This window comes from Pontibacter arcticus, assembly GCF_003284895.1.
Classification (GTDB): domain Bacteria; phylum Bacteroidota; class Bacteroidia; order Cytophagales; family Hymenobacteraceae; genus Pontibacter; species Pontibacter arcticus.
Genome location: NZ_QMDV01000002.1, coordinates 116,142 through 142,638, shown reverse-complemented (window position 1 = coordinate 142,638; position 26,497 = coordinate 116,142). Strand labels below are relative to the sequence as shown.

General features: G+C 47.2%; 19 protein-coding genes and 1 pseudogene. 8 read left to right on the top strand and 12 right to left on the bottom strand.

Annotation, left to right across the window (positions count from 1 at the left end):
- Positions 1 to 11: 11 nt before the first annotated feature.
- Positions 12 to 479, bottom strand: coding sequence for a LexA family protein (locus DP923_RS05865; protein WP_112304927.1), 468 nt, complete (start codon positions 477 to 479; stop codon positions 12 to 14).
- Positions 480 to 594: 115 nt separating this feature from the next.
- Between DP923_RS05865 and DP923_RS05860 the strand changes: the two genes are divergently transcribed.
- On the top strand, positions 595 to 1,497 hold the full coding sequence (locus tag DP923_RS05860; RefSeq protein ID WP_112304926.1) for a DUF4393 domain-containing protein: 903 nt from the start codon (positions 595 to 597) through the stop codon (positions 1,495 to 1,497).
- Between the two features lie 83 nt (positions 1,498 to 1,580).
- Here the strand turns inward: DP923_RS05860 and DP923_RS05855 are convergent, their stop codons facing one another.
- The 3 genes and pseudogenes from DP923_RS05855 to DP923_RS05845 all read right to left on the bottom strand — a co-directional run bounded on the left by DP923_RS05855 (position 1,581) and on the right by DP923_RS05845 (position 6,795).
- On the bottom strand, positions 1,581 to 2,204 hold the full coding sequence (locus DP923_RS05855) for a DUF4403 family protein (RefSeq protein ID WP_112304925.1): 624 nt from the start codon (positions 2,202 to 2,204) through the stop codon (positions 1,581 to 1,583).
- A gap of 517 nt (positions 2,205 to 2,721) precedes the next feature.
- A complete protein-coding gene (locus DP923_RS05850) occupies positions 2,722 to 4,935 on the bottom strand; it encodes an acylase (protein ID WP_112304924.1) in 2,214 nt (737 codons plus the stop codon).
- Between the two features lie 112 nt (positions 4,936 to 5,047).
- Positions 5,048 to 6,795 (bottom strand): annotated as a pseudogene (locus DP923_RS05845) (ABC transporter ATP-binding protein).
- Positions 6,796 to 7,293: 498 nt separating this feature from the next.
- Here DP923_RS05845 and DP923_RS05840 point away from each other — a divergent pair.
- From DP923_RS05840 to uvrA, 3 genes are all read left to right on the top strand, one after another.
- A complete protein-coding gene (locus DP923_RS05840) occupies positions 7,294 to 9,909 on the top strand; it encodes a PAS domain-containing protein (protein ID WP_112304923.1) in 2,616 nt (871 codons plus the stop codon).
- A gap of 507 nt (positions 9,910 to 10,416) precedes the next feature.
- Positions 10,417 to 11,943 (top strand): S8 family peptidase, encoded by a 1,527-nt coding sequence (locus DP923_RS05835; protein WP_112304922.1) that lies wholly within the window; start codon positions 10,417 to 10,419, stop codon positions 11,941 to 11,943.
- Between the two features lie 171 nt (positions 11,944 to 12,114).
- Complete coding sequence (uvrA, locus tag DP923_RS05830; protein WP_112304921.1) at positions 12,115 to 14,655, top strand: excinuclease ABC subunit UvrA; 2,541 nt, start codon at positions 12,115 to 12,117, stop codon at positions 14,653 to 14,655.
- A 448-nt stretch (positions 14,656 to 15,103) separates the two neighbouring features.
- Here the strand turns inward: uvrA and DP923_RS05825 are convergent, their stop codons facing one another.
- The gene (locus DP923_RS05825; RefSeq protein WP_112304920.1) at positions 15,104 to 15,487 is read right to left on the bottom strand and encodes a hypothetical protein; all 384 of its coding nucleotides are present in this window, start codon (positions 15,485 to 15,487) and stop codon (positions 15,104 to 15,106) included.
- A gap of 239 nt (positions 15,488 to 15,726) precedes the next feature.
- Here DP923_RS05825 and DP923_RS05820 point away from each other — a divergent pair, with 239 nt between their 5' ends.
- Positions 15,727 to 16,452 (top strand): hypothetical protein, encoded by a 726-nt coding sequence (locus DP923_RS05820; protein ID WP_165838154.1) that lies wholly within the window; start codon positions 15,727 to 15,729, stop codon positions 16,450 to 16,452.
- Positions 16,453 to 16,458: 6 nt separating this feature from the next.
- Here the strand turns inward: DP923_RS05820 and DP923_RS05815 are convergent, their stop codons facing one another.
- The 4 genes from DP923_RS05815 to DP923_RS05800 all read right to left on the bottom strand — a co-directional run bounded on the left by DP923_RS05815 (position 16,459) and on the right by DP923_RS05800 (position 20,672).
- Positions 16,459 to 17,139: an ABC transporter ATP-binding protein gene (locus DP923_RS05815; protein WP_112304919.1), complete on the bottom strand. Its 681-nt coding sequence runs from the start codon at positions 17,137 to 17,139 to the stop codon at positions 16,459 to 16,461.
- Positions 17,140 to 17,184: 45 nt separating this feature from the next.
- A complete protein-coding gene (locus DP923_RS05810) occupies positions 17,185 to 18,444 on the bottom strand; it encodes an ABC transporter permease (protein ID WP_112304918.1) in 1,260 nt (419 codons plus the stop codon).
- Complete coding sequence (locus tag DP923_RS05805) at positions 18,441 to 19,523, bottom strand: efflux RND transporter periplasmic adaptor subunit (protein WP_112304917.1); 1,083 nt, start codon at positions 19,521 to 19,523, stop codon at positions 18,441 to 18,443. The genes DP923_RS05810 and DP923_RS05805 overlap by 4 nt, the downstream gene beginning before the upstream one ends.
- Before the next feature lie 279 nt (positions 19,524 to 19,802).
- Positions 19,803 to 20,672, bottom strand: a complete 870-nt coding sequence (locus DP923_RS05800; protein ID WP_112304916.1) for an aldo/keto reductase — start codon at positions 20,670 to 20,672, stop codon at positions 19,803 to 19,805.
- A gap of 345 nt (positions 20,673 to 21,017) precedes the next feature.
- Between DP923_RS05800 and DP923_RS05795 the strand changes: the two genes are divergently transcribed.
- On the top strand, positions 21,018 to 21,653 hold the full coding sequence (locus DP923_RS05795) for a hypothetical protein (protein ID WP_207801945.1): 636 nt from the start codon (positions 21,018 to 21,020) through the stop codon (positions 21,651 to 21,653).
- 191 nt (positions 21,654 to 21,844) lie between these two features.
- Here the strand turns inward: DP923_RS05795 and DP923_RS05790 are convergent, their stop codons facing one another.
- Positions 21,845 to 22,348, bottom strand: a complete 504-nt coding sequence (locus DP923_RS05790; RefSeq protein WP_112304915.1) for a hypothetical protein — start codon at positions 22,346 to 22,348, stop codon at positions 21,845 to 21,847.
- A gap of 17 nt (positions 22,349 to 22,365) precedes the next feature.
- Positions 22,366 to 23,517, bottom strand: a complete 1,152-nt coding sequence (locus DP923_RS05785) for a zinc-dependent alcohol dehydrogenase (protein ID WP_112304914.1) — start codon at positions 23,515 to 23,517, stop codon at positions 22,366 to 22,368.
- 404 nt (positions 23,518 to 23,921) lie between these two features.
- On the opposite strand from DP923_RS05785, the gene DP923_RS05780 reads away from it, so the two are divergent.
- Both DP923_RS05780 and DP923_RS05775 read left to right on the top strand, forming a co-directional pair.
- Positions 23,922 to 25,250, top strand: a complete 1,329-nt coding sequence (locus DP923_RS05780; RefSeq protein WP_112304913.1) for a DUF2254 domain-containing protein — start codon at positions 23,922 to 23,924, stop codon at positions 25,248 to 25,250.
- Positions 25,251 to 25,435: 185 nt separating this feature from the next.
- Positions 25,436 to 25,768, top strand: a complete 333-nt coding sequence (locus DP923_RS05775; RefSeq protein ID WP_112304912.1) for a hypothetical protein — start codon at positions 25,436 to 25,438, stop codon at positions 25,766 to 25,768.
- A gap of 69 nt (positions 25,769 to 25,837) precedes the next feature.
- On the opposite strand, the gene DP923_RS05770 is transcribed toward DP923_RS05775, so the two are convergent.
- Positions 25,838 to 26,401 (bottom strand): DUF1543 domain-containing protein, encoded by a 564-nt coding sequence (locus tag DP923_RS05770; RefSeq protein WP_112304911.1) that lies wholly within the window; start codon positions 26,399 to 26,401, stop codon positions 25,838 to 25,840.
- Positions 26,402 to 26,497: the final 96 nt, after the last annotated feature.

Below are 26,497 nucleotides of genomic sequence, written 5' to 3'. Positions count from 1 at the left end.
CAGTTTATACTTTACTGCACTTCAGGTTTCATGATGATAAAGGTAACGATTCCGAGTACTTTCATGCTCATGGCTTCCGTTACTTCTATGGCAGGGTAGGCAGCGTTGGCGGCTTCCAGAAACAGTTTTCCTTCCCTTTTCCGGATGGTTTTAACCGTGAAATTATTGTCGAGGTAGCAAACAGCGATGCGGCCATCTTCGGGCTCCAGAAGGTAATCAATGATCAGGACGGCACCGTCTTTTATGTTGGCATCTTCCATGGAGTTTCCGCGCACTTTCAGCATATAGGTAGCAGTCGGGTTCTTCACCAAAAACTCGTTCAGGTTCACGCGTTCGTCCAGGTAATCATCGGCCAACGACGGGAAGCCCGCCGAAATGCTGGAAGTATAATACGGCACTTTCAGGATATCAAATTCCTCGATCTTGTACAACTCATGCCCTCCGCTTTGGAAGAAAGGCAGGATAGGTTCTTGTTTCATAGCTCAACTAAAACTAATTTATTTAGTATACAATAGTATAAATTACTAATTAATTTAGCAAATTAAGTATTAATAAGACCATCAAAAGTATAAATCCCTGCATCCCCTGACCGCTATGTTAGACAAATTTTTAGACAAGATCCCGACCGATAAGATTTATGAAGAGCTGCTGCAGCCCAGCTTTAAAAATGTAGGAGAAGCTTTGGGCACGCTGTTCAGTATGGGCAACCTGATTTTGTTACCCCTGAAGCTGCACGAGCAGAAAGCCCGGCTGAAGTTTGATGCCAACCTGAAACGCTACGCCAAAAAACTGGAAGCCAGCGCTGCCGAAGACATCTGTGAAGTGCCCCCCTACGTGGGCTTACCCATTTTAGATAAACTCACTTATTTAGACCAGGATGAGCTGTCCGAGGCGTTTATCAACCTGCTTACAAAAGCATCTACCAAGGCTACCCTGAACCTGGCGCATCCTTCGTTTATCAGCGCGCTGCATAACCTGTGTGCCGACGAAGCCCGGATCCTGTTTCATTACAAGCACCAGGAAAGTATACCGCGCCTGGATCTGTACATTAAAAAGCAGAGCGCTTCGGCAAAAGGCCCGGTGCTTCCTTTTAATCCCGCTATCACAATGCTGGAAGCCGAGCAACCTTATACTACTGCACAGGAAGTACACACCAAAGTAGCCTGGAACCTGACCGGGATAGAAGTTTTTGTAAAGCTGGATTTCCCTGAAAACGTGGATGTCTACATCGAGAACCTGGAAAAGCTTGGCATCATTACCCAGGAAACTGAAGTACTCCTGAAAAAGGACCTGGCCACTTTTGAGCAGCTGGAGCAGGAAATTTACAAACCCAACATCCGAAAAAGCGAACGCTGGGTAGAAGAACTGAACAGAAAGCAACCGGATATAGCCTATGCCCTGTATACTAAAAAGAGTTATTACTACTTCACGGAGTATGGCAAGATGTTTATGAAAGCCTGCATCAAAGAGCTCCACGAAACCAAAGACAAAAGCTGATCAGGCCAGGTGCGGTACGTTACAGCAAGGTTATTTGCTGGCGCGATGGTCTATCTCAATTTTAAGTTGACTGCAACAAAGCACTATTCTGTTTTCGGAGGCATCAGGCTGATCAGATCAAAAATGGCTACATCCAGGTTGCCTTGTGCCAGCAACCGCAGCGAAAGTCCGTCCGGCTTTGGCTCAATGTCCTGTACGGCTACGGTGGTTACGGCTCCTTTCAGTTTAATACCTTTCAGGTCCATGCCTTCGGTTAGCTGGCTGTTCACTTTTTCGAGTTCTTTTGCGATGATTTCTCCTACATTCACCCGCGCTTTTTCGATGATCTGGTTATAAGCCACTTTGTTTACCAGCACCTCCAGCGCCGTGTTATAAAAACCACTGGAGGTAGCAGACTCCATGGAGAAATGCTGCACGTATACCTGTTGCGTATCGTTATCGTAGGCCAGCGCAACAGAGGCATACAACTCTACCTTATCGCGCTTCAGCACAGTACGCAAAATCCGAAGCTGCACCCGCAGCAGCAGATTATAGCCTCCTCCCCTGCTCCCCGATACGCCAACGGCTTGTACCTGCGCATAGGGGTTTGCGGCTTCACCTTCTTCGGGTTGCGGAATATACATCCCGATCAGTTGCTGTTGCAGCACACCTTCCAGGGCAGCGTAAGAAATCGTAAGCGGTATAGTGAGTTGTATAGGGTTTTCCATAAGCGTATTTCAGGTGAAAGCGAGCAGGCCAGTACAGCCGTTTCAGCTTCTAAAATAAGGGCAGGCGCTGTTCAGAAATTACGAAGCGAAACCTGTACCCCAAATGTAAGCTGCTTAAAGTTACACAGAGAAGTATGGCAGGGCAAATTATACTTTTGATAAGTAGGGTTGAAGGTTCAGCTCTTTGTTTAAGTCGGGGAGATTACCCCTCCCCAGCCCTCCCCTAAAAACAGGAGAGGGAGTTAAAGCCTCACACTTCATCAAGTATAGCCAGATCTATTGCTATTCTAAAGTTTTAGCAATAACAATAGAACTTATAACTGGCAAAAAACAGGACAAACTCCCCGCCTTAGACTAGTGAGAACGTGAGTTCGAAACTAGCGAGCGTAGCTCTGAGGGGTTGGAGGTGGTTGGAACTGCGTTGCACTCAGATGCTAAACAGTCATTCAAAACAACTCAAAACAAAAAAAGCCCGCATTTTGCAGCGCGGGCTTTTTAACGAATAACATTATTAAACTTACCAACTCACCTTTTCACCAGGCTTGTAAGTCGCTTTGGCCCGTTTCTCTACATCTGCGCGGTAATAGGCTACGTCCTTAAACTGCACATCGGCATAGCGCTGTGCCTGGTCATCGAAGTGCGGGGAAGCGGGGTCTCCGCTTTGTCCACCGGCCAGCATGGTTTTGGCTTTTACTTTATCACCAAACTCTACTACGGCCACAAAACTGTTACCGGCTGTGCCATACAAGCGCTTGGAATTGTTGTAAGTATTCGCGCCAAAAGAAGCCAGCGCTCCCCAGTTACCCGACGCCATGCCTACCGGTATACTTGGAGCCGCGTCATTAAAAGGCTGCTGTATATCGCCGGTCAGGCGCTGGAAACGGTTGATCTCACCCCACGGCGTGTTCCATTTTCCGAAGTCTTTTTCCAGTTGCGCAATGGTTTCGCTGAAGATCTTTACCCGTTCTGCTTCCGGTGCTGTGCGGGTATAATATTCGAATCGCTCCATGATATGCATGTTTTTGGGCGCGCTGCCGTTGCGTATCAGGTTAGTAGCATAAAAGTGGGCAAGCGACATCGCCACTGATTCTTTTGCTACGGCATAATTCCAGTTGCGCATCACGTCGATGGCCTGCTTCAGTTTCGGGTCGGTTGGTTTCTGGTTATCGTAGGCTTTCACTAGTCCCGGAATCAGCATTTCGAAGCCCGGCAGGTAGGGGTCGTAAGCCAGGTTTATCAGTTTATCCAGCGTCAGGTTATTTGCTTTTTCGAGAAGGCGGATGGCGTGCACGCCCCGGAAATTCTCGGCGGAAGGCGCCATATATACCGGGTAGTCTTCTTTTTTAGGGCTAAACTCGGCGGCAGCTGTATAGGGAGTCGAATTGCAGTTCTGGATCCAGCCGTTGCCCGGGTTTACAATTTTTATCGTTTCATCCAGCGGATGAATGCCGTTCCAGTCGGTTTTTGGGTTGCTGCCATCTACCGGCTTCGAATAATCAAAATTAGTATCGCGTTTCGGGAAGAAGTTGCCGTGGTAATAAGCGATGTTTCCTTGGGCATCGGCATACACGGTTGCGTTAGACGAGTTGGTGCGCAGCTGCATCATCTCGTTAAACTCTTTCAGGTTGCTTTTCTTGGTACGGGTATACGATTGGATAAGTGCATCTACCGGTTTCCACATCAGCGAAGTGGCTACCCATTTGTCGCCATTTTTATGTGTGATGGGGCCGTGATGGGTGCGGTACGTGGTAAAGGTTTTCTGTTTCGTTTGGTCGCCGTCTTTATAAACTAATGTTACTTCGTGTGTTGTTACCGGGCGTAGTTCCTCGCCATACTTATAGAACAGCTTTCCATCTTTTTTAACGATCGTTTCCTCAAACTCATCCACCACATCAGCATAAGCGGATGTATGCATCCAGCCTGTTTTCTCGTTGAAGCCCTGGTAAATAAAGAACTGCCCCCAGGTAACGGCACCGTAAGCATTTAACCCTTCTTCGCTCACGGCATGTACTTCCCCCCTGAAAAAGAACGACGTATGCGGGTTGATCAGCAACATGGCATCTCCGGAAGCGGTCAGCTTACCCGAAATAGCAAAGCCGTTGGAGCCTTTCGGCTCTTCGAGCAAGGCAGGCTGTATCAGTCCATGGCCGGCGCTGTTCAACCCCACCGACTTATTATCCTCGTAAAAAGCCTTAATGCCTTTAGTAGACACACTTTCAATATCGCCGCCAATAGAGCCTTCGCTGAAGTACATCGGCATCCACGGCTCGAAGCGGGTAAGAAGTTTAGGTTTTACTTCGGGATGAGTATGTAAGTAATAGTTGATGCCATCAGCAAAACTCTGGCAAAGCTTTTTGAGCCATTCGGGGCTTTTCTCATACTCAGCCTTTGCTTCTGCTTCGGTCATGTATAGTTTGGCGCGCAGGTCGCTGTAGAGTTGTTCCTCTCCTTCTGCTTCGGCCAGCCGGCCGGTTGCCCACAGGTAATTACGCTCTACGCGGTTAAAATCGTCTTCGCACTGGGCATACAACAAGCCAAAAACGGCATCTGCATCAGTCTTGCCATACACATGCGGCACCCCAAAATCATCGCGGATAATGGTGACGCGGGCAGCCTGTTCCTCCCACTTAGCCACTTCCGTTTTAGAACCGGCATTGTCTTTTGTAGCGCAGGACGAAGTATAAATGAGTAAAAGCAACAGGAGCACATGGGGTCTCAGGATGTATCGCATGGGTTTTTATTTTATGAAGATCGATCTACCAATTTAAGTATAAATTTTAATCTACCGGAATAACTGGAAGACGAAGTCTAAGTATACATTTAAAGTATAAATCAGTCCTGCTTTAAATCCTGGCCTGGTAAGTATAAAGTTGGTAATACCTGCCCTGTTTTGCGAGTAACTCTTCGTGCCTGCCTTGCTCGGCTATGTGGCCTTGCTCTATCACCAGAATCTGGTCGGCCTGGCGAATGGTGCTGAGGCGGTGGGCAATCACAAAAGTGGTACGGCCCTGCATCAGGTTTTTAAGGCTGGCCTGTATCAGGCTCTCGCTTTCGGTATCGAGGTTGGAAGTCGCTTCATCCAGTATCAAAATACGCGGGTCGGCTAGTATGGCGCGGGCAATGGCAATGCGCTGGCGCTGCCCACCGGAAAGTTTTACGCCCCGCTCCCCAATCAGGGTATCCAGGCCATCCTCAAAGCGGTTGGTAAATTCCTGCACATGGGCTGCCTGCACGGCCTGCATCAGTTGTTCTTCGGTTGCTTCGGGTCTTGGGAAAAGTATGTTTTGCCGGATAGTGCCTTCAAACAGGAAATCGTCCTGCAACACAACACCTAGCTGGCTGCGGTAACTTCGTAAACTGATCGTCTGGAGGTCGTGGCCGTCTACGGTTATGAGGCCGCTGTCCGGGTTCAGGAACGAAGCGGCTAGTCCGGCGATGGTAGTTTTACCGGAGCCCGAAGTTCCCACCAGCGCCGTAACAGACCCAGCAGGTGCGTTAAAGCTGATTTCTTTCACAACTTCTTTACCGGCCTCGTAGGCAAACGATACTTTATCGAAAACGACATGGCCATCAATCGCATCAAGTTTTAGTGTGCGCGTGCCCCCTTCGTCTTCAAGAGGCATATTCAGGATTTCTTCAGTACGGTCGAGGCCGGCAAAGGCTTCGGTAAACTGGCTGCCAATGTTGCTCATCTGCACAATCGGCGCGATCAGGAAACCCAGGTATAAGGTAAAGGCCAGGAAATCGCCGAAGGTAAGCTCCTCATTCATGATCAGGTAACCGCCAATACCCATAATGCCCGCCGAAGCAAACCCAAGTAGTAAAGTAGCGGCACTTGTTACCATACTCGTTGTTACCAAGCTTTGCTTTACGTTCAGGAACAGGCGGTTCACGCCGGCTTCGAAAATGCGTATTTCCTGCGCTTCGGCATTAAATCCTTTTATCACGCGTACGCCACCCAGTGTTTCGGTTAAACGGCCGGTAACTTCAGCGTTTATAATACCACGCTCCCTGAAAATGGGCCTGATCTTTCCGAAGGCTTTAAGCGAGATCAACCCAAAAATGGCCACCGGAAGCAGTACAAAACCAGTCATCAGCGGGCTGATGTAAATTAGCAGCACCAAACAGATCAGGGCCGTCAGTACCCCCCGATCATCTGGGCAAAGCCGGTACCCACCAGGTTGCGCACGCCTTCCACGTCCGTCATGATGCGCGACACGAGCTCTCCGGTTTTGGTATTATCGAAAAAGCGGATGGGTAACTGGATGATGTGGCGCTGTACTTTGGCGCGCAGTTGTGAGATCAGGTGCTGAGCTTCCACGCTCAAAATCTGGGTAAGCGCAAAAGAAGTAACCGACTGAATCACAATCGCGAGCAACACCGCCCCGATCAGCCATTTCAGCATGGTGGCATCGTTGTTCGGAATCACATCATCGATCAGGTACTTGCTGGCGCCCGGCAATACCAGCCCGGCCAGCCGGCTGATGATGATCAGCACCAGGCCCATGCCCAGGTACTTTTTACGGGGCCAGATGATCGTTTTAAATACCTGTGCAACCGTTACGTTCTTTAGTTTTTTTGTTTGTGCCATAGTTAAATCTGCCGCCGGCTGAAGTACCGGAAGTATAAATGCATACATGTTACTGGAAACCTGTTGCAAGGTAAGAACTTGCAGGCATACTGTATCAGCAGACGTTATACTTTACAATACATCCTTTAAAGTACGAATTGCTTTACGCGCCGATATCAAAAACTGAAGTTGCAGTTTTAAAATAATACGAAGTATAAATTCTTACTGTAAAAAGTAAAACTGACCGGTGTAGCAGGACGTACATGCCAACGCTTAAGTCTGGCCTTTGTATTTTAAAAACCGTTGCCTTATGGCTTCATGTAAACAAAACTGTAGCAGGACTTTCTCTGAATTTACACTACCTTGTAACATATTAGAAAGCCAGCATCAGAAATCCGTGAGACATCTTAAAGATACTACCCCGATCTGCAACAAACCTGTTGCTGCGTTCCGCCTGATTTCTACTGAAGCTCAGGATTTTGCCGGGCCTTTAACAACAGGCTCCATCAACTTAGTAATATGAAAAACGCCTCTAACCCTACGCCTGAAGTGCTCGCTGCCTTAGAAAAGGCCCCGGATCTGTATCTGATCCTTTCTGTTGATTTTAATATACTTACAGCAAGTACAACTTACCTGAAAGCTACTTCGCAGAAACGGGAAAGTATAAAGGGCAAGTATATTTTTGATGTATTTCCGGATAACCCGGAGGTACTCGAAGCTGACGCGACTCTGAACCTCAGAAAATCGCTTGAATGGGTTCTCGAAAATAAGCTGCCGCACCAGATGGGGGTGCAACGCTACGATATCCTGCTCCCAAACTCCATAAACGAATTTGAAAAAAAATACTGGCTACCTTTAAACTCACCTGTACTGGATGCGGATGGGGAAATCGAATACATCATTCACAAAGTAAGCGATATAACTGACCAGGTAAAGGCACGCCTGCATTTTTCAGAGCAACAGGATTCGCTGGATCAGAAGTTAAAAATCTTTAAAGAAGGCGAGCTGTTTGCACAGGCCGAGGTACAGAAACAGTACAGCCTGATGCAGTCGTTGCTGAACAATGCGCCTGTAGCCATGGCTTTGTACGAAGGCAAAGATCAGGTGATTATAAAGGCCAATAACATGATGTACCAGATCTGGGGCCGCGAACCTGAGGAAGTGTTTCAAAAACCATTACTGGAAGCCTTGCCGGAACTTGCTGGCCAGGGCTTTGATGAGCAGATACGGGAAGTTTATTTTACAGGCATCCCCTATAAAGGCAATGAAGTGCCTGCTCAACTGGTACGGAACGGCCAGATACAGACAAATTACTACAACTTTGCTTACGAGCCGCTTTATAATGAGCAAGGCAGGATGTTAGGTGTGCTGAATGTGGCGCTGGAAGTAACAGACATGGTGCTGGCCCGCAAACAGGTAGAAGAAAGTGAACAGAAGCTCAGGCTCCTGAACAAGGATCTGAATGCCGCAAACAACGAAATAATGGCCTCGAATGAGGAGATACGGGCCGCAAATGAAGAACTACTCTCAACCAAACAATCTTTACAGGACCTGAATCAGGAACTGGAAGAACGTATAGCACGCCGTACGAAAGAACTGCAGCTGGCACAAGCTGAAGCGGAGCGCCAGAGCAAACGCCTGGAGAGCTTGTTTATGCAGGCCCCGGCAGCTATCTGTATTCTGGATGGCCCGGAGATGGTATACGAACTTGTGAACCCAAACTACGCCAGCCTGTTTCCGAAAAGAGAATTTCTGGGTAGACCCATTCTGGAAGTACTGCCTGAAATAAAGGAAAGCCTGGTGTATAAAACGTTTCAGGATGTGTACCAGACAGGCATTACACACAACCAGCCCGAATTGCTTATACCTTTTGTAAACGACCAGACAGGCCAGGTAGAGGATCGCTACTTCCGGTATGTGCAGCAGGCCCGCTTTAATGAACAGGGAAAAGTAGATGGCATTGTTGTGTTTGCCCTGGAAATTACCGAGCAGGTAGAAGCACGTAAAGCCGTTGAACAAATAGCGGAACGGCTACAGCTTATTACCGATGCCCTGCCTGTACTGATCGGTTACCTCGATAAAGAAGAAAAATACCAGTTTGCAAACAAAGCCTACGAAGCCTGGTTTAACCGCCCTCCAAGCGAACTGCTTGGCAAAACCGTGCGCAGTATTGTTGGAGACACCGCTTATAAGGGCGTAAAAGTATACATTGATCGTGCCCTGCAAGGCGAGCGGCTTGATTTTGAATCCAGGATGCCCTACCGGGAAAACTTTGTGAAGTATATTAAAACAAGCTATGTACCCGATAGCAGGAACGGCCAGGTAGAAGGCTTTTATACTTTAGTAAACGATGTAACAGAACAGGTGGAGGCCAGAAACAGCATTGAGAAAAGCGAAAAACAGGCAAAGGAAATAGCAGAAGAACTGCGCCTGGCAAACGAACAACTCACACGTACCAACATCGACCTGGATAACTTTATTTATACTGCCTCCCACGACCTGAAAGCACCAATCAGTAACATTGAAGGGCTGATCAATATCATGGTCGACTCGTTGCCGGAGCACCTGGTCGTTGCTGAAGGACTGGACGAAGTGCTGGAAATGATCCGGGAATCTATCCGCCGCTTTAAACGCACCATCGACCACCTGACGGAAGTAGTGAAACTACAGAAAGAAAATAACCAGGAAGTAGTGAGGGTTAACCTGGAACAGGTACTGGAGGAAGTGAAACTTGACCTGGCCCCGCAACTCCAGGCGGCCGGCGCTACAATTGATGCCGATCTAAAGGATTGTTCAGGCATTAACTTTACACAGAAAAACCTGCGCTCCATTGTCTATAACCTGGTTTCGAATGCGGTTAAATACCATTCTCCTGATCGCAGGCCCCTTATAAAAATCCGCTGCAGGCCTGCAGGTGACTACATTTTATTAACGGTGCAGGATAACGGCCTGGGCATGGCGCTGGATGAAAACACAAAACTGTTTACCATGTTTACCCGCCTCCACGACCACGTCGAAGGCTCTGGCATCGGACTTTATATGGTAAAGAAAATTGTTGAAAATGCCGGCGGCCGCATCGACGTGGAAAGCGAAGTCGGCAAGGGAACAACATTTAATGTATACTTTAAAAACTAGCCAAACGGTATACCTTACAAAGGTCAGGTTATTTACCACATCTTAAAAAAAGCAGTAAGTATCCGGCCTACTTATACTTGCTGCTTTTTTGTAGCTGACCAGAAACCCAGGCTGAACAGGTTGGCTGCCATATTTTTTTTAAATTTTTTTATCTTTTTTTGGATTCTTCTTCGCCCTTGGTAAAAGTATAACTTTGGCAAGGTATAACACAAGCTATAGCACACAGGTAACAAGTAATTTTATACTTCAGATTTATTAGAGAATAGGTATATACCTGCCTGTCTTATTTTACTGTTTAAACATCGTTAACTTATTCATAATGAACGTGTAACCCTTACACGCAACCATAGTATAAGGCTCTACTTTCAGTTTAACAATAAGATAGTATGATGAGAAACGATTGGTTAATCACACATAACCACAAATCCTCTGTTTCGCCGTCTGGCATCCTTTTTCAGCATTTAATAATTCTCTTATAATTCTTTCACCTCAACCTTATTGTGTAGTATGGATAACAAAAAGTTAACCCCGACGAAGTTAGTGCTGCCGGTTATGTTTGCTTTTGCAGGCTTATTTGGCTGTAGCCAGGATAACGAACTGGCTGAACCTTCTTCTCAGCTTAGCCAAAGCGCAACCAGCGCCGTAACAGGGGCCACAAATTCAAAAATTTCTTTCCGGTCTAAACACTACATCGTACTTTCTACGGGCGAAAAACTGCCTGCAGGCCTGGCTAATAACCTGGCTGCTGCTAACGGACAGGTTACCAGCCTGATGACAGAAGCCGGTGTTGCCACCGTTTATTCTGATGACCCTGCTTTTGCAGCTAAAGCTGGTAAAATTGCCGGTGTACGCTCGGTGGTACGTGACCTTAACATCCAATGGTTTAACCCGGAAGATGAGAAGATCATTACCCTGGAAGATTTTGGTACCCCTCCTGCCAGCGGCGACAACGACCGTTATTTTGACCTGCAGTGGGGACATGCTGCCATCAAGGCATCAGAAGCATGGAACACAGGCGTACGCGGCGAGGGTGTACGGGTAGCTGTGCTTGATTCCGGTTTCGACCTGGACCACCCGGACCTTGCCCCTAATATTGACATGGCCGCCAGCAAAAACTTTGTTGTAGGCGAACAATTAGGCTATGCCCTGCCAGGCGTTGGTAGCCACGGTTCTCATACAGCCGGCACTATTGCTGCTGCAGATAACGGCATCGGTATTATCGGTGTAGCTCCACAGGCAAAACTGATACTGGTAAAAGTATTGCGTGACTCAGGTTCCGGAGCATTCTCCTGGATCATGGATGGTATTATCCACGCTACAAACCAGGGAGCTGATGTGATCAACATGAGTATTGGTGCTGCTTTGCCACGTAACGGTAAATTCCTGGATGATAACGGCACTCCGGACGATCCGTCTGATGACTTTATTGTAAGTGATACCAAAGCAACGCAGGAATTACTCGTAGCGCTTAGCCGTGTTACAAGTTATGCTACCAAAAACGGCGTAACAGTAATTGCATCTGCCGGTAACGAAGCCAATGATGGTAACGTAGATAAGTCGCTGGTACATTTACCATCGGGCTCAACTGGCGTAATCTCCATTTCCGCAACTGCTCCACGTGGCTGGGCGCTTAACCCCTACTCTACCTTCATGGATCATTTAGCTTCTTACTCTAACTACGGTACATCTGATGTTCATTTTGCAGCACCAGGCGGTGATTACCAGTATCCGGGTAACGAAATCGTGACGATCGGTGGTGTTCGCCAGTATGCGTATGTATTCGATTATGTGTTCAGTGCGGGCAGCAACCTGGCACCAGGCACAGCTTCTTACTATTGGTCTGTGGGTACAAGTATGGCTGCACCGCATGCAACAGGTGTAGCTGCCCTGATCATCAGTAAAAATGGCGGCAGCATGAATCCGGCACAAGTACTTGCCAAACTTCGCGAATCAGCAGATGACCTGGGCAAACCAGGTCGCGATCCGCAGTATGGCTATGGCAGAGTAAATGCCTTCCGTGCCGTTACAAACTAAGTATAAATACACTCATCAAAATCCCTGCAGGCCGATAACCTGCAGGGATTTTTTGTTTACGCCTGTTTATACTTCCACACCAACCATTCTGCTGCTATTTTAGTAAAAGACGGTTTACAACTGATGGCTTTGCTGAAGCCTCTACTTTCGTATAGATTCGTATCCTCTTTCATGGCAAAAGACCCAACAAATTCAACTGCAAAAAACTTTACAGGGTATGTAACCGTTCGTGGCGCGCGCGAGCATAACCTCAAAAATATAGACCTTACCATTCCGCGCGATGCGCTGGTAGTTTTTACTGGTGTTTCCGGTTCGGGCAAATCTTCGCTGGCTTTTGGCACCCTGTACGCCGAAGCGCAGCGCCGTTACCTGGAGTCTGTTTCGCCGTATGCGCGGCGCTTGTTTCACCAGATGGCAGTGCCGGAAGTAGACGCCATTGAAGGTTTGCCGCCTGCAGTGGCTTTGCAGCAGCAACGTGGCACGCCAACTACCCGCTCTTCGGTGGGCAGTGTTACTACGCTTTCTAACTTGGTACGAATGCTGTACTCCAGGGCGGGCGATTACCCGGCGGGACAATCCATTATTTACGCCGAAGCGTTCTCTCCCAACACCGCAGAAGGTGCCTGCCCGGTTTGCCATGGCCTGGGCCGCATCTATGAAGTAACTGAAAAATCAATGGTACCCGACGACTCGCTTACTATACGCGAGCGAGCTATTGCGGCCTGGCCAACAGCCTGGGGCGGGCAAAACCAGCGCGACATTCTGGTTACGCTTGGCTTTGATGTAGATACTCCCTGGCGCGAACTTCCGCAAAAAGACCGCGACTGGATCTTGTTTACAGAGGAACAGCCTGTAGCGCCGGTTTATCCGGGTTACACACCAGAGCAAACCCAACGCGCCCTCAAACGCAAAGAAGAACCAAATTATATGGGCACGTTCAGTAGCGCGCGCCGCCATGTGTTCCATACGTTTGCCAACACCAACAGCCCCCAAATGAAGAAGCGGGTGCAGCAATATATGCTCAGTACAGATTGCCCCAATTGCCAGGGCAAGCGCCTGCGCCCCGAATCTTTATCGGTTAAATTTGCCGGGTATGATATAACAGAGCTGTCCAGGTTGCCGCTTAAACGGATGGCAAGTATACTTATTCCTTATACTGATGGCACAGCCAACCTAAACTCTCAGCAGCAAACCGACCATCCGGAGCAGGCCATTGTTGCACAACGCATTACCCAGGATCTGGTAGCGCGCATACAGGTATTGCTCGATCTGGGCCTGGGATACCTTTCACTGGAGCGCAGCACGCCTACCTTGTCGCCGGGGGAGTTGCAACGGCTACGGCTTGCCACCCAGCTTTACTCGCATTTGTTTGGGGTTGTATATGTGTTGGATGAACCGTCTGCAGGGCTGCACCCTTCCGATACGCTGGCACTTTTAAAAGCACTGGAAGGTCTGAAGAAAGCCGGAAACTCGCTGTTTGTGGTAGAGCATAACCTGGACATTATCCGGCACGCCGACTGGCTGGTAGATGTAGGCCCGGATGCCGGCGAAAAAGGCGGCCAGATCTTATACAGCGGTCCGCCGCAGGGTTTGCAACAAATAACCACTTCCCGCACAGCACCTTATCTTTTCGGAGAACTTACTTTGCCTGCACGTACCCCACGCCAACCAATGGGCTGGCTTAAGCTGGCTGGTGTTACCAGAAATAACCTGATCAACTTAGAAGCTGCTTTTCCGCTGGGTGTGTTTACAACCGTAACAGGCGTGTCCGGGTCAGGCAAATCGAGTTTGGTAAGCCAGGTCTTAGTGGAGTTGGTAGCCGAACACCTGGGCCATGCGTTGCCATTGGAAGAAGAAGAAACCGATACACTCGAACGGACAGAACCGCAGGAAACCGGTGGTTATATAACCGCAGGTATGGAAAGTATAAAACGACTGGTGCGCGTAGACCAGAAACCGATTGGTCGCACGCCCCGCTCCAACATGGCCACCTACACCGGCCTTTTCGATTATGTTCGCAAGCTTTTTGCGGCCACGCCAATGGCGCGTGCGCGCAAGTATGATGCCGGCCGTTTCTCGTTTAACGTGGCTAAAGGCCGCTGCGAAAACTGCCAGGGCGAAGGTTTTGTCATGGTCGAACTGCTTTTTCTGCCAAGCGTGTATGCTCCCTGCCCTGTCTGCCACGGAGCGCGGTACAATGCTGCTACCCTCGAAGTTTTGTACCGCAATAAGAATATTGCCGATGTACTGAACATGACGGTAGATGCTGCCCATTCGTTTTTTGAAGAAGAACCACTCATACACCGGGCACTGTCTGTGCTGCGCGAAGTTGGGTTGGGTTATTTACGTCTGGGCCAGCCGGCAACAGAGCTTTCGGGTGGGGAAGCGCAACGCATCAAACTGGCCACAGAACTACAAAAAGCCCAGCGCGGCAACACCCTTTATATACTCGATGAGCCAACAACCGGCCTACACCCCGCCGACGTAGAAAAGCTGCTAGCGCAGTTAAATAACCTGGTTGATGCCGGCAATACTGTGGTGGTGGTAGAACATACCATGCGTGTGGTGGCTGACAGTGATTGGGTAATAGATGTCGGGCCGGGCGCAGGTGAAGAAGGCGGACGAATTGTAGCAGCCGGCACACCCGCACAGGTTGCAGCCTCACCGGACAGTAAAACAGCCCCCTTCCTGAAGCAACTGTTAGTACAGTAAGTTTATACTTTGGAATCCAGTTTTATAGATTGTAAAAGTATAAAACTGACACCGGCAAGTTTTACCCACCCCTAACCCCTCCAGGGAGGGGAAATTTATACTTACTTCTGAAAGTACTTTGAAGGGGATATATAAAGGATGCTTACTTCCACAGAAATATTCCCCTCCCGGGAGGGGTTAGGGGTGGGTTGCCAGCATCCGAAGTAATATAGTTGTTCAAATAACAATCTGAATTTAAACTATAAAAAAGCGACTATCCCGGTTTGGAATAGTCGCTTTTAAAGTATGATCTATTTGTAGGTGAGTAGTATCAAGCACTCATTGATAAAGCAGAGTTATTGGTGAAAACACCAACAATGGCGGTGCGGCATGTGTGTTTATCACACAAAGCAAGTATAAACCAAATCATACTTGTTAACTGAAGTATAGATCAAGCAACAACTACCATTTAGTTATCGATCGATTTCTGGCTGGCGCGGGCAGCTTTTTTAGCTTGTTTGTCAGCTTTTTCGCGGTTGCGCTGGGCTTTTTCTTCTGATTTTACAGCTCTGTTTGCCTGCTTTGCTGCATCCGAGGCATCATCTTCCACACGATTCGCTTCTTTGGAAATAGCTTTGGCTTCACGGGCACGTTCTTTCGATTCGTTTGCTGATTTTTTGGATTCTTTTTTAAGGTCTTTTGCATCGCTTAGGCGTTGTTTGTCCTGGCGCTGCTTCTCCTTATTCATCTCGATTTGCTCTCTGGTTTGTTCCTGACTCTGCGCCATGACATGAGTTGTCAGCAACATCGTAACTCCCAGAAAAACAGATAATAGTAAGGTCTTGGTTTTCATAATTTGCTATACTTTAGAGTATACTTTGTATACGCGTACCCATCAAGTATAACCGGATATATAGCACTTATTTAGAGTACATTACCACATCAATTACAGGGAAAATGTAGCTGCTTATAAATAGCCTGTTCTGAGGTGCTGGGGGCAGTTAAGGAAAGTATAAACCCATCAGAAATGTAAAGTATACTTTGGTAAAGCTCCTTGCAATTTCAGGGAAAATACGTAAGCTTGAACCAGAAATGCCAGTGAACCGCTACATACCCGAAGAGATCGCGCGCCAGCTGCTCCGCACACTGGAGACATCTGCGTTCAAAACTACCTACGAACCTGAAAAACACCGGCTGGTTGTAACAGATAATGCCGGGCAAGATCAGCTATACTTTCGGTTGCCACTGACGATATCTCCGCCGAACTTAAAGTCGCAGCCGGATGATCCGGTACATTATGTGATCCTGCTGGTGCAATCTGGTAACTGCGCGCTGGGCTATTTTGAGAACGGAAGGTGTCTCGATCATAAAGTATTCCGTTCGTACATGGTCCGGAAAAAGCAGGGCAAAAGCCAGATCAAATACCTTAAAACCAAAGGCAAATCGAGAGCTGGCTCTAGAGTGCGGTTAGGCGAAACGATGGAGTTTTTCGAGAATATAAACGAGCGGCTGCAATCATACTTTGAGGAGAACGAAATCCACCGCATTGCCATCAGCTGCTCTAAAACGCTGATCCCTTATTTGTTCAGCTCCAAAATTGCCACGCCTTTTACTAAGCACGACCCGCGTTTATTTAAGATCCCAAAGCACATCCATACCCCTATTTATGAAGTACTGCTGGATGCCAACAGGTTTCTGCTGCGCGGCGAACTGATCTACGAAGAAACAAACCAGCCGCTGATCGATGCCTTGCTGGCCAAAACTGATTACCTGGAAAAGTATGAATTTGATGATGACGAAGATGAACCGGAATGGTAGCATTGGCTAGCCGCTGATCAATTTGCCATCTTCCATCTCCAGGATGCGGCCTGTTCTTTCCGCAAAGCTTTGATCGTGGGTTACAATTAACAAAGTCTGGTTGTGCTCCTGCGTCAGTTCCCTGAAAATATCAAACACAATTTCGCTGTTCTTTTTGTCCAGGTTACCGGTAGGTTCGTCGCCCATGATGATGTGCGGGTTGTTTACCAACGCGCGTGCAATGGCCACCCGCTGCTTTTCGCCACCCGAAATTTTATTCGCCATTTTGGTGGCCAGGTGTCCGATGCCCAGCATTTCGAGGCGCTGCATGGCGTTATGCTCTACTTCCTGGGCGCTGTACTTGCCCAGCTTTAAACCGGGCAGCATCACATTGCGGAGCACCGAAAACTCGTTTAGCAGATAATGAAACTGGAACACAAAACCGATCTTTTCGTTGCGGATCAGGGCCAGTGCTTTATCGGTTTTATTAGCCATAGATTCCTGATCGATCAACACTTCGCCTTCGTAATCGGTATCCATTGTAGACAAAATATAGAGCAGTGTTGATTTCCCGGAACCCGACTTCCCAATCACGGACGTAAACTCACCTTTACGGATCGAAAACGACACATCCGTCAGTACCTGGGTTGTAACCGGATCATGAAAATACTTATTGATGTGCCTGGCTTCTAAAATGATATCCTGCATGATGAACGTGTTTTCGGCAAGTATAACGCAACGCTGATTTATACTTTATTTGCCCCGGATAATTTCGACGGGATCTACTTTGCTGGCTTTGCGCGCCGGAAAAAAACCTGCAAAATACATGGTTACCAGCGAGAACACGCCGCCGATAATATAAAACATCGGGCTGTAATTTACCGGGTAAGTCGTGACGGTTGGCAGCGCTGCTGTTACAAACGGAATCTGGTCGATGATCAGGGAAAAAACCAGGCCCAGTACCAGCCCAACCAGCCCGCCGAAAAAACCTATACTTAGCGCGATCACGATAAAAATGGCGTTTACATCTGAACCCGAAAAACCAGTGGCTTTCAGGATGGCGATGGAATCCATTTTTTCATAGATCATCATGTTCAGGATGTTAAAAATACCGAAGCCCGCCACCACAAGCAGCGTAATACCAACGGCATAAGAAATAAGCGTGCGCACCGAACTGCCCGTCTCGAACTGCGAATTTGCCGTTTGTATATCTTCTGCATCCACGTCAAAAAGCGTTGTATATTCTTTAGCAACGGCAGGCGCCAGGTTCAGGTCAGTAAGTTTTATCTGTATATCGGTGATGTAGTTGGCGGGTTTGCCCAGCAGCTTCTGGGTGGTGCCAATGGATGCGAAACTCTGTACTTTGTCTATCTCCTGAATGCCGGACTGAAAGTAGCCCACCACTTTAAGCGGAAAACGCTCGCCCTGTGCCGTTGTAACCTGCACCACATCGCCAATATCGGCAACCAGGATGTCGGCCAGGCCTTTGCCCAGAATAATGCTGTTGGCTACATTTTTTACATCAATGGCAGAACCGGCCGTTACATAATCCCGGAAGTTAAAAAGGCGCATCTCCTCCTCTACTTCGATGCCATTTATCACGCCTGTAATATCGATGGTGCCTTCGTTAAAAAAAACCTGCGCCGTTAATTTTGGTGCTGCCCCCACCACGCGCGCATCTGCTTTCACAGCCTGCATAACCGGGCCGCTGTTATAAAGCTCCTGGCGCGTAATACCAGCCTTTACCGAATGGATGAAGTTGTAAGAATCTTTGAACTCAGCTGCTGCATTTACAGGTTGGTTTTCGCTGGGCTTTATTTGATTGTAGAGACGTATGTGAGGTGTCCGGTTCAGGATAAGGCCATCCAGCAGGTCGTTTAAGCCTGTCATGAAACCCAGCAGTGTAATAAACATGGCAATACTGAAGGTAACACCCACCGCAGCAACCAGGCTTTGCCGCCAGCGCGCCAGTAACAACGACTTTGCTATGCTGATGATCAGTTTTTTGTTCATTGCACCGGTTTTACGAGCACCTGTTCTTTGGTAAGTCCATCCAGTATCTCCACTTTCCGGTAATCTTTCAGGCCGGTTTTAACTTTTATTTTTTCGTCGTTTTCGGTAAGTACATACGAGCTGTCCAGGAGGTACTCGCGTGGTATGGTTAAGGCGTTTTTCTTTGTCCGGATGATGATGTTGGCTTCGGTGGTCAGGTTAGGGAAAAGCACGGGCGGACGGGTTACAAAGCTGGCTTCTACGGTAAACGAACGGGTGCGCTCGTTCATGGCCGGGTTTACTTTGTATACTTTGGCTTCGAACACCTTCCCTTTGTAACTATCCAGGTTCAGGAGCACCTGCTGGCCCGGTTTTACGCGCGCAATATCGTACTCATCTACTTGCAACTCCAGTATAAATTCTGTTGCATCGCCTACCAGCGCTACAGCCGTCTGCAGGTTTACCAGTTCGCCTCTCTCTTTCAGGATGTTGTATATCTTGCCATCCATCTCGCTTTTGATAGTATACTCATCTGACTGGCTTTGGCTGATCTGCAGGTTTTTACGTGCCTGTTGGGCAGTAAAATCGAGTTGTTTTTTAAGGTCGTTGTAACGAAGTATGGCCGAGCGATGGGCAGTTACAGCATTTTTATAAGCCAGTTCGCGTTGCTCCAGTTCTACACGCGTTCCAATTTTTTCGGCCCATAAATTACGTTGGCGTACCAGCAAAAGCGAGTCGTTGCGTTTGCTACTTTCGGCCAGTTCAATAGCGGCCTGTAGTTCGTTCAGTTTCTCGCGGTTGGCATCCAGCCGGGCATATTCAGCGGCAATGCGTGCATTTTCGGTTGATAAGCGGGCGGCTTCATTTTCTATCAGCATCAGCGGGTCGCCTTTTTTAACCTCGTCGCCTTCGGTTACCAGCACCTGCTGTAAAATGCCGCTCACCATCGGGAAAACAGTGTACTGGTTCTTACTTTTTATAACCCCGGAAGCATACACCGATTCGGAAATATCCATCACGGCAGCCTGGGTTGTTTCCTGCTTTTTAGAGCAGGCAGCCAAGGCAAGTATAAAAAGTAACCCGAACAAGTAAAATCTCATGGGCAAAGAAGTATAAGCTTTCAGATTTGATTTATGCGTAACTATATGCAAGTAACAGCTAATTTTTCAATCCTGTGCATTCCCTTTTTATACTTTGGTTACCTGCAGGCTGTTTATACTTCAGGTTGATTTCAGGTCTAGGCGAGGGTATAATTTACTGTAATAAACTTTGCAAAACAGCTGGGTTAAAGTATAAAATGAAAGCAGGCAAACATACTTACCTGCTTTCATTTTATACGCTCAGAAAATAGTTGAATTTATACTTTGCTGCTGTGGTACTTAAGCATTTTTACCGATTGTTTCGAGTGCAGCCATATCTTCCTGCGTAAGCGCCAGCGATGCCGCTTTATAGTTCTCTTCCAGGTGTTTTACTTTGGATGTTCCCGGAATCAGAAGGATGTTCGGCGATTTATGCAACAGCCAGCTTAACGCCACCTGGTTGGGTGTGGTATCATACTTTTCAGCTACCTGGGTAAGCGGCTTCAGGTCTTTTATATTACCGGCGTTGATCGGGTTCCAGGGAATAAAGGCCATGTCCTGCTGCTCGCAGTATTCGAGTTCACTTTCCCACTTCCTGAAATCGACGCTATACTTGTTCTGTACCGATACGACCTTAAAATACTCCTGCGCTTTTTTGATCTCATCCACCGTTACCTCCGAAAGGCCGATGTGCTTGATCAGGCCTTCTTCCTGTGCCTGCTGCAAAAATTCCAGGGTTTTCTCGTACGGCACTTCCGGGTCTATGCGGTGCAGTTGGTAAAGGTCAATCCGGTCCTGCTTCAACCGTTTCAGGCTACCTTCCAGTGCTTTTCTCAGATAAGCAGGGTCTGCATTGATGGGCCATACATTGGGGCCGGTTCTGGTGAGGCCGCCTTTGGTCGCGATCAGCAGATCTTTCGGATAAGGGTATAAAGCATCTGTAATCAGTTCTTCTGATACGTTCGGGCCATAACTATCTGCGGTATCGATAAAATTAATGCCCAGTTCTACGGCGCGCTGCAGTACCCGGATCGCTTCGTCGTGATCTTTTGGAGGCCCCCAGATGCCTTCGCCTGTAATGCGCATGGCACCGTAGCCCATTCTGTTTACTGTAAAATCGTTGCCCAGCAAGTATGTTTTCTTAAATGTAGGTGTTGAAGCGTCTGCCATTAGTTTAATTGTTAAGGTTGGCTTATAAAAGTATAAAGCTTTCTACGACAGTGCGTAGGGCTTGTTTTTCTTTTATACTGAAGCAGGGATAAAACCCCGCATCAGTGCCCCAGCAAGCTGTACCAACTTAATGCTGAGGTTATGAAGCGACTATATTCATACTTTACACATTATTATATTTATATTTTATATATAACTGATTTCTAACCGCTTTTCGCCTGTTTATCCCTAAATAAAATCGTAAACACAATTAATCAGGCATTTATGAGTTATTTTTTTAGCATCAAATTTATTTCATTCCGTAAAAGGATAAATTAAATACAAAATAACATTAACCTACAAGCTATGAAAAAGAACTGGATTTCATTAATAACAGGCGGATTGCTTCTATCTTCAGTCGTTCTAGTATCATGCGACGATGACGACGATCAGATTCCTGATATGCCGACTACAACATCCGGCACAACTACAACAGGCACTACAGCCGGAACTACTACCACGGGTACTACTACTACTACTACTACCGGAACGACTACAACGGGTACAACTACTACTGGAACTACTACCAGCGGCACGACCACTACTGGTACTACAACTGGAACAACAACGACCGGGACGACAGCGGGTACAACAACAACAGGTACGACAACTACTGGTACAACAGCAGGAACCACAACAACAGGAACTACTGCAGGAACAACGACATCAGGTACAACGACAACCGGAACAACAGCTGGAACCACGACGACAGGTACTACCACAACAGGAACGACTACCACAGGTACTACCACTAGTGGAACTACCACAACCGGAACCACAACTAGTGGTACCACTACTACTGGAACTACCACGAGTGGAACTACGACTACTGGAACTACCACGAGTGGCACGACAACATCCGGCACTACTACAGGGACGACCACTTCTGGTACTACTACATCTGGTACCACCACAACAACCGGCGGAACTACTGGAGGTTAATCGTTTAGATTTAACAACTATACAGGATGTAAAAGGGGCGGTTAGTTTAACCGCCCCTTTTATTTTTTACTCAAAATGTATACTAGCAATGGCATATAAAAAGGCATCACTCCCAACGTATAAATTACGATGCAAGTGGTGCCTTTTTCATTCCTAACTCCTGTATTAAGAAGAGTTATACTTCCATTTTTCTAGAACTTCTTAGCCAGTTCTTTGTGCTTGCCGGTAAGTATAAGTACAGCCGCTGTTGTAACAAGTGCTGTAATCGCTACTTTCTGAAACAGGCCGGCTTTGTCGTGTTTCCAGTCTGCTTTCATGCCTTTCTCAGCAAAAATGTTTGGTACATGTCCCTGCTTGAAATCATCCACGATCCCTTCCACTACATTTACGCGATCTGCCAGTAATAAAGGCAACCAATGCAGGTAACTGTTCTCGCTGTGCTTAAAAGCATAACGCCGGATCATGCCACTCAGGCCGCTGGGCGGTGTAGAGGTACCGAACACAGCTGTTACATTTGGTCGTTCGTTCGAATGCAGCACTTCGATGTTTACCGGTTGCAGCGATGGCCGCTCCCAGCTATAGCCTTTGTGCTCTTCGTTGGTGCGGTGCTTCATTGGGTAAGTAGGGTCGTTTTTAGGATCGATGTCCACGCCCCACCCTTTTATGTGTCTTTTATCTTCTGGTATGTTTTCCATGATGTTCTAAATTTAACTTACTGTGCTGAAGGTGGAACAAGAACAGGCTTGATACACTCGTCTAATTTATCAGAGAAAATATGGTAGGCATCGGCTACTTCTTCCAAAGCAAAGTGGTGCGTGATCAGCGCCTTCGGATCAAGTATACCGTTCTGCACATGCTCGATCAGCCTAGGCAACAATCGTTTTACAGAAGCCTGGTTTGCACGGATGGTAAGTCCTTTGTTCACCACGTTACCGATCGGTACCAGGTTATCGGTTGGGCCATATACACCCACTACCGAAACAATTCCGCCTTTTTTAACAGCATTGATGGCCCAGTGCAGGGCCGTAGCCGAACCTGCCTGCAAAAGTAATTTACGCCCTGTTATGGTTTGCATGGCATTACCGGCTGCTTCGGCTCCTACGGCATCAATACAAACGTCAGCTCCCATCCAGTCGGTTGTTTTTTTGATGAACACAACCGGATCTTCCAGCGACCTGAAATTGTAAGCTTCGCATTGTGCGTAATTACGTGCAAACTCGAGACGGTATTCTACATGATCGATTATGATAACGCGGCCTGCACCAAACAGCCAGGCGCATTTTGCTGCCATAATACCTACCGGCCCTGCCCCGAAAACCACCACGGTATCGCCGGGTTGTATGCCGCCCATTTCAGCAGCCTGGTAACCTGTTGGCACAACATCGGTCAGCATCACGGCATCATCGGGGTGCATGCCTTCCGGTATTACGGTAGGGCCTACGTTTGCATAAGGTACGCGCACATACTCTGCCTGCCCGCCATCGTAGCCACCCGCCGTATGCGAGTATCCAAAAATACCACCTACAGCTGTTGCCTGTGAATTTGATTCGTGGCAGTTACCAAACAGCTTTTGTTTACAGAACGCACATTTGCCGCATGCAATGTTAAACGGTACCAGTACATTATCTCCTACTTTTACTTTTGTAACCTCAGAACCAACTTCTACAATCTCGCCGGTAAATTCATGCCCGAAAGTCATACCTACGCGGGTATCGGGCACGTTGCCGTTGTATAAATGCAGGTCAGACCCGCAAACACAGGAGCGGGTAACCCGAACGATGGCATCTTCCGGATGCAGGATCTCGGGCATTGGCTTATTATCAATTCGCACCCTTCTCGGGCCACGGTAGTTCATTGCCAGCATAAAACATTGCTTTATTAATGTGAGACATATAATTCGATATGATACTGCCCGAGCCTGGTTTAAAAACAATACCCCAGACCCAGGGTATCACAGAGTAATAGATACTTAATTATAGTGTCAAAGTTTCAAGCAATTGCATAATTAAAAGATATATAGTCTTTATAATATACAGATAGCAATATTTATATTACTTAAATCAGATGCATGAAACCATTAAAACCAAAGTATAAACCAGAGCAAAACAAGAGTCTTTAAAGCCGGCCTGCACAATCCGTATTTCATACTTTCCGTAGAAACTAAGCCGCTACTTGCCAGCGGGGGCAAATATTTCGAAGCTGGCAAGTCATTTACACCATCACAAAAGAGAAAGTATAACACTACCCAGCAAAGGTTTACTTTAAAACATGGCTAAATTCACAACTTCGACCTACAGGAAGCAAGCATCTATTACAAGCAGCATTGCATTTCTGCCTTCAATTATAACGACAGCATTTTTTCTGCTGGCGCTGGTTATGCTCTACTTTGAAACTACACCTTACAGCACTGCTATTGAAAAAAGGCTGCCCTTCGACCTGGTTCGTGATAAGGAAAATGCGCGGATCATACTAAGTACACTGGCAGCCAGTACTATTTCGCTTACAGTGTTTAGTTTCTCGATGGTTATGATCGTTTTGAGCCAGGCATCCAGTAACTTATCGCCCCGGGTTATACCGGGCCTAACCACCGCCCGGCCACACCAACTTGTACTGGGTTTTTACATTGGTACTATCATTTATATATTCCTTTTGCTGCTGAGTTATAAACCTGACGAGAAAACACAGCAAACGCCTGCCATTGCTATACTTATAGGGCTGCTACTGGGGATTGTATGCCTTATCCTGTTTGTATATTTTATACATAGCGTTTCCAAAGCAATACAGGTTGATAACATCCTGAATACCATTTTCCTGAATGCCACGCAAGCCTTAAACCAGGAAGAAAAAGCAGTAAAGAAAACGCATGCCCCGGCTAATTTCCGGAATGCTGCACCAGACCATACCTTGAAAAACGATGCCAACGGGTACCTGAAACAAATAGACTTATCAGCGCTGCAGCAACTGGCTACCAAACATCAGGTACAGCTAGAAATACTTGTGGAAGTAGGAGGTTTTGCGGTAGAAGGAACACCACTTTTAAACTATACAAACAGCCCCTTGCCACCGGAAGCACAGAAAGAATTGCAAGGTTGCTTTACATTTAGCCAGGAAGAGGTGGTGATGAAGGATTATGAACAGGGCGTAAAACAGATATCCGAAATTGCGGTAAAAGCGCTTAGCCCCGGTATTAACGACCCTGGCACAGCCCAGAAAGCGATCGATTTTCTGACCCTCCTGTTTATAAGACGCTTAAAATGTACGGAGCATAATTGCTTACTGGACGAGCAGCAACAAGTGCGGGTTATAGATAAAACGGTTACGCTAAACGAGCTCATGACCCGCTACCTCAGCCCTATCCGGACGTATGGCAAGGGTGACCTGCAAATAAATATACGCCTCCTGAAATGCTTTGAGAATATGCTACATCAGCAACCCGCCCCCGAACAGGTACAGGCCATATGCAGCCATGCAACCGCAGTATTAAAGGATGCAGATAAGGCCATTACCAACCCATTAGACAGAGAATTACTGAATGAGGCTGTGGCACGTTTAAATATTCTGCTGAAAGGTGTTCAGTTACTGGCTCCTCTGAAATAAATGCACCTGCGCAAAAGAAGCTTGAATCATTTCAGCAGCTACCTTACACTTTAAAGTATGGATGATCAATTACTTATATTATTAACCAAAACCTCTACCCCTTGTTCCTGCGTACACCCGGATATCTCCATGTTGTATAAAACAGGAGTTAATACTTTTTCTATTAAACTAAAAGAAACCAAGCTATGAGCAATAATAACAGAAATATCCAGGAAGACGAAAATTCAAGAAAAGGCGAAGGCGTGAGCGGATTAGGACAAGGCACACAAAGCGGGCCTGTAGTAGGCGGAGCCGATAATACACGCGGCGAAAATAAGCCAAGCCGTGAGGGAAATAGCGGCGGAGCTAAAGCTGGCAAAGACTCACCAGACAAGAACACACTTGCCAACAGCGCAAACCTGACAACAACCAGCCGTGGAGCCGACAGTTCTGATAAAGAGTTCCGGAATGACCAGCCTAATGCCAGCACCTTAAAAGGCCATAAGAGCAACGAAAACCTTGGCAACGAGAAAGACTAATTCATACTTTATACCTACAAAAAAAGCCCAGCTATATGCCGGGCTTTTTTATTTATACTTGGCGAAGGGTTATAACTTATGCAGCTGAAAATAACCCAGGTGCATTTCGTCTTCCGGTGCAGCTGAATGCGGTGTTAACTGCAGGCTATACTTTTGCTTTACCTCTGCAGAGAGCATGTCTTTTACTTCAGCCAGATCATCCACGTCTACCCCAAATTTATCGTCGATGTGTGAGGTAGCACTTGCAAAACCGGTGTGCTTGTAAAAAGCGGTTTGCTTGGCCTGCTTTACGGCGCCAGCCTGATCGCTGGCCACTACCAACATCTTATAATGAAACTCATCAAACTCGTTCGGTTTGTATCCGCCCAGGTTCAAAAAGAAAAGCTTGTCCGTGTTTTCTGATGGTGTTGCCTCCTGCTTCGGTACTACTTTGATAGCGTAACCGTTCACACATGTTACTGCGCGCCAGGCATCGACGTGTATGTTGCCCTTTGCCTCGGGCCAGAATGCTTTGATCTCTGGTACCAGATCTTTTACAGTTTCTGCAATTCCGAAAAGCATGTCGTGTTGCTCGGTGTTTCTGCCAGCCGGCCTGCACCCCAGCATCAGCATAAAAAGTTTTAAATCCTGCATGGTAAAAGTATACTTTAGTTAAAGCAAAAATAGAGATTATTCATGTTTGTTTTGATTGTTGCAGTTCAACTTTTAAGTGCCCTATCATACAAGTTC

What these genes read in the sequence shown, in the direction of transcription:
- DP923_RS05865 (WP_112304927.1), bottom strand. Translation starts at nt 479, where the DNA reads ATGAAACAAGAACCTATCCTGCCTTTCTTCCAAAGCGGAGGGCATGAG.
- DP923_RS05860 (WP_112304926.1), top strand. Translation starts at nt 595, where the DNA reads ATGTTAGACAAATTTTTAGACAAGATCCCGACCGATAAGATTTATGAA.
- DP923_RS05855 (WP_112304925.1), bottom strand. Translation starts at nt 2,204, where the DNA reads ATGGAAAACCCTATACAACTCACTATACCGCTTACGATTTCTTACGCT.
- DP923_RS05850 (WP_112304924.1), bottom strand. Translation starts at nt 4,935, where the DNA reads ATGCGATACATCCTGAGACCCCATGTGCTCCTGTTGCTTTTACTCATT.
- DP923_RS05840 (WP_112304923.1), top strand. Translation starts at nt 7,294, where the DNA reads ATGAAAAACGCCTCTAACCCTACGCCTGAAGTGCTCGCTGCCTTAGAA.
- DP923_RS05835 (WP_112304922.1), top strand. Translation starts at nt 10,417, where the DNA reads ATGGATAACAAAAAGTTAACCCCGACGAAGTTAGTGCTGCCGGTTATG.
- uvrA (WP_112304921.1), top strand. Translation starts at nt 12,115, where the DNA reads ATGGCAAAAGACCCAACAAATTCAACTGCAAAAAACTTTACAGGGTAT.
- DP923_RS05825 (WP_112304920.1), bottom strand. Translation starts at nt 15,487, where the DNA reads ATGAAAACCAAGACCTTACTATTATCTGTTTTTCTGGGAGTTACGATG.
- DP923_RS05820 (WP_165838154.1), top strand. Translation starts at nt 15,727, where the DNA reads ATGCCAGTGAACCGCTACATACCCGAAGAGATCGCGCGCCAGCTGCTC.
- DP923_RS05815 (WP_112304919.1), bottom strand. Translation starts at nt 17,139, where the DNA reads ATGCAGGATATCATTTTAGAAGCCAGGCACATCAATAAGTATTTTCAT.
- DP923_RS05810 (WP_112304918.1), bottom strand. Translation starts at nt 18,444, where the DNA reads ATGAACAAAAAACTGATCATCAGCATAGCAAAGTCGTTGTTACTGGCG.
- DP923_RS05805 (WP_112304917.1), bottom strand. Translation starts at nt 19,523, where the DNA reads ATGAGATTTTACTTGTTCGGGTTACTTTTTATACTTGCCTTGGCTGCC.
- DP923_RS05800 (WP_112304916.1), bottom strand. Translation starts at nt 20,672, where the DNA reads ATGGCAGACGCTTCAACACCTACATTTAAGAAAACATACTTGCTGGGC.
- DP923_RS05795 (WP_207801945.1), top strand. Translation starts at nt 21,018, where the DNA reads ATGAAAAAGAACTGGATTTCATTAATAACAGGCGGATTGCTTCTATCT.
- DP923_RS05790 (WP_112304915.1), bottom strand. Translation starts at nt 22,348, where the DNA reads ATGGAAAACATACCAGAAGATAAAAGACACATAAAAGGGTGGGGCGTG.
- DP923_RS05785 (WP_112304914.1), bottom strand. Translation starts at nt 23,517, where the DNA reads ATGCTGGCAATGAACTACCGTGGCCCGAGAAGGGTGCGAATTGATAAT.
- DP923_RS05780 (WP_112304913.1), top strand. Translation starts at nt 23,922, where the DNA reads ATGGCTAAATTCACAACTTCGACCTACAGGAAGCAAGCATCTATTACA.
- DP923_RS05775 (WP_112304912.1), top strand. Translation starts at nt 25,436, where the DNA reads ATGAGCAATAATAACAGAAATATCCAGGAAGACGAAAATTCAAGAAAA.
- DP923_RS05770 (WP_112304911.1), bottom strand. Translation starts at nt 26,401, where the DNA reads ATGCAGGATTTAAAACTTTTTATGCTGATGCTGGGGTGCAGGCCGGCT.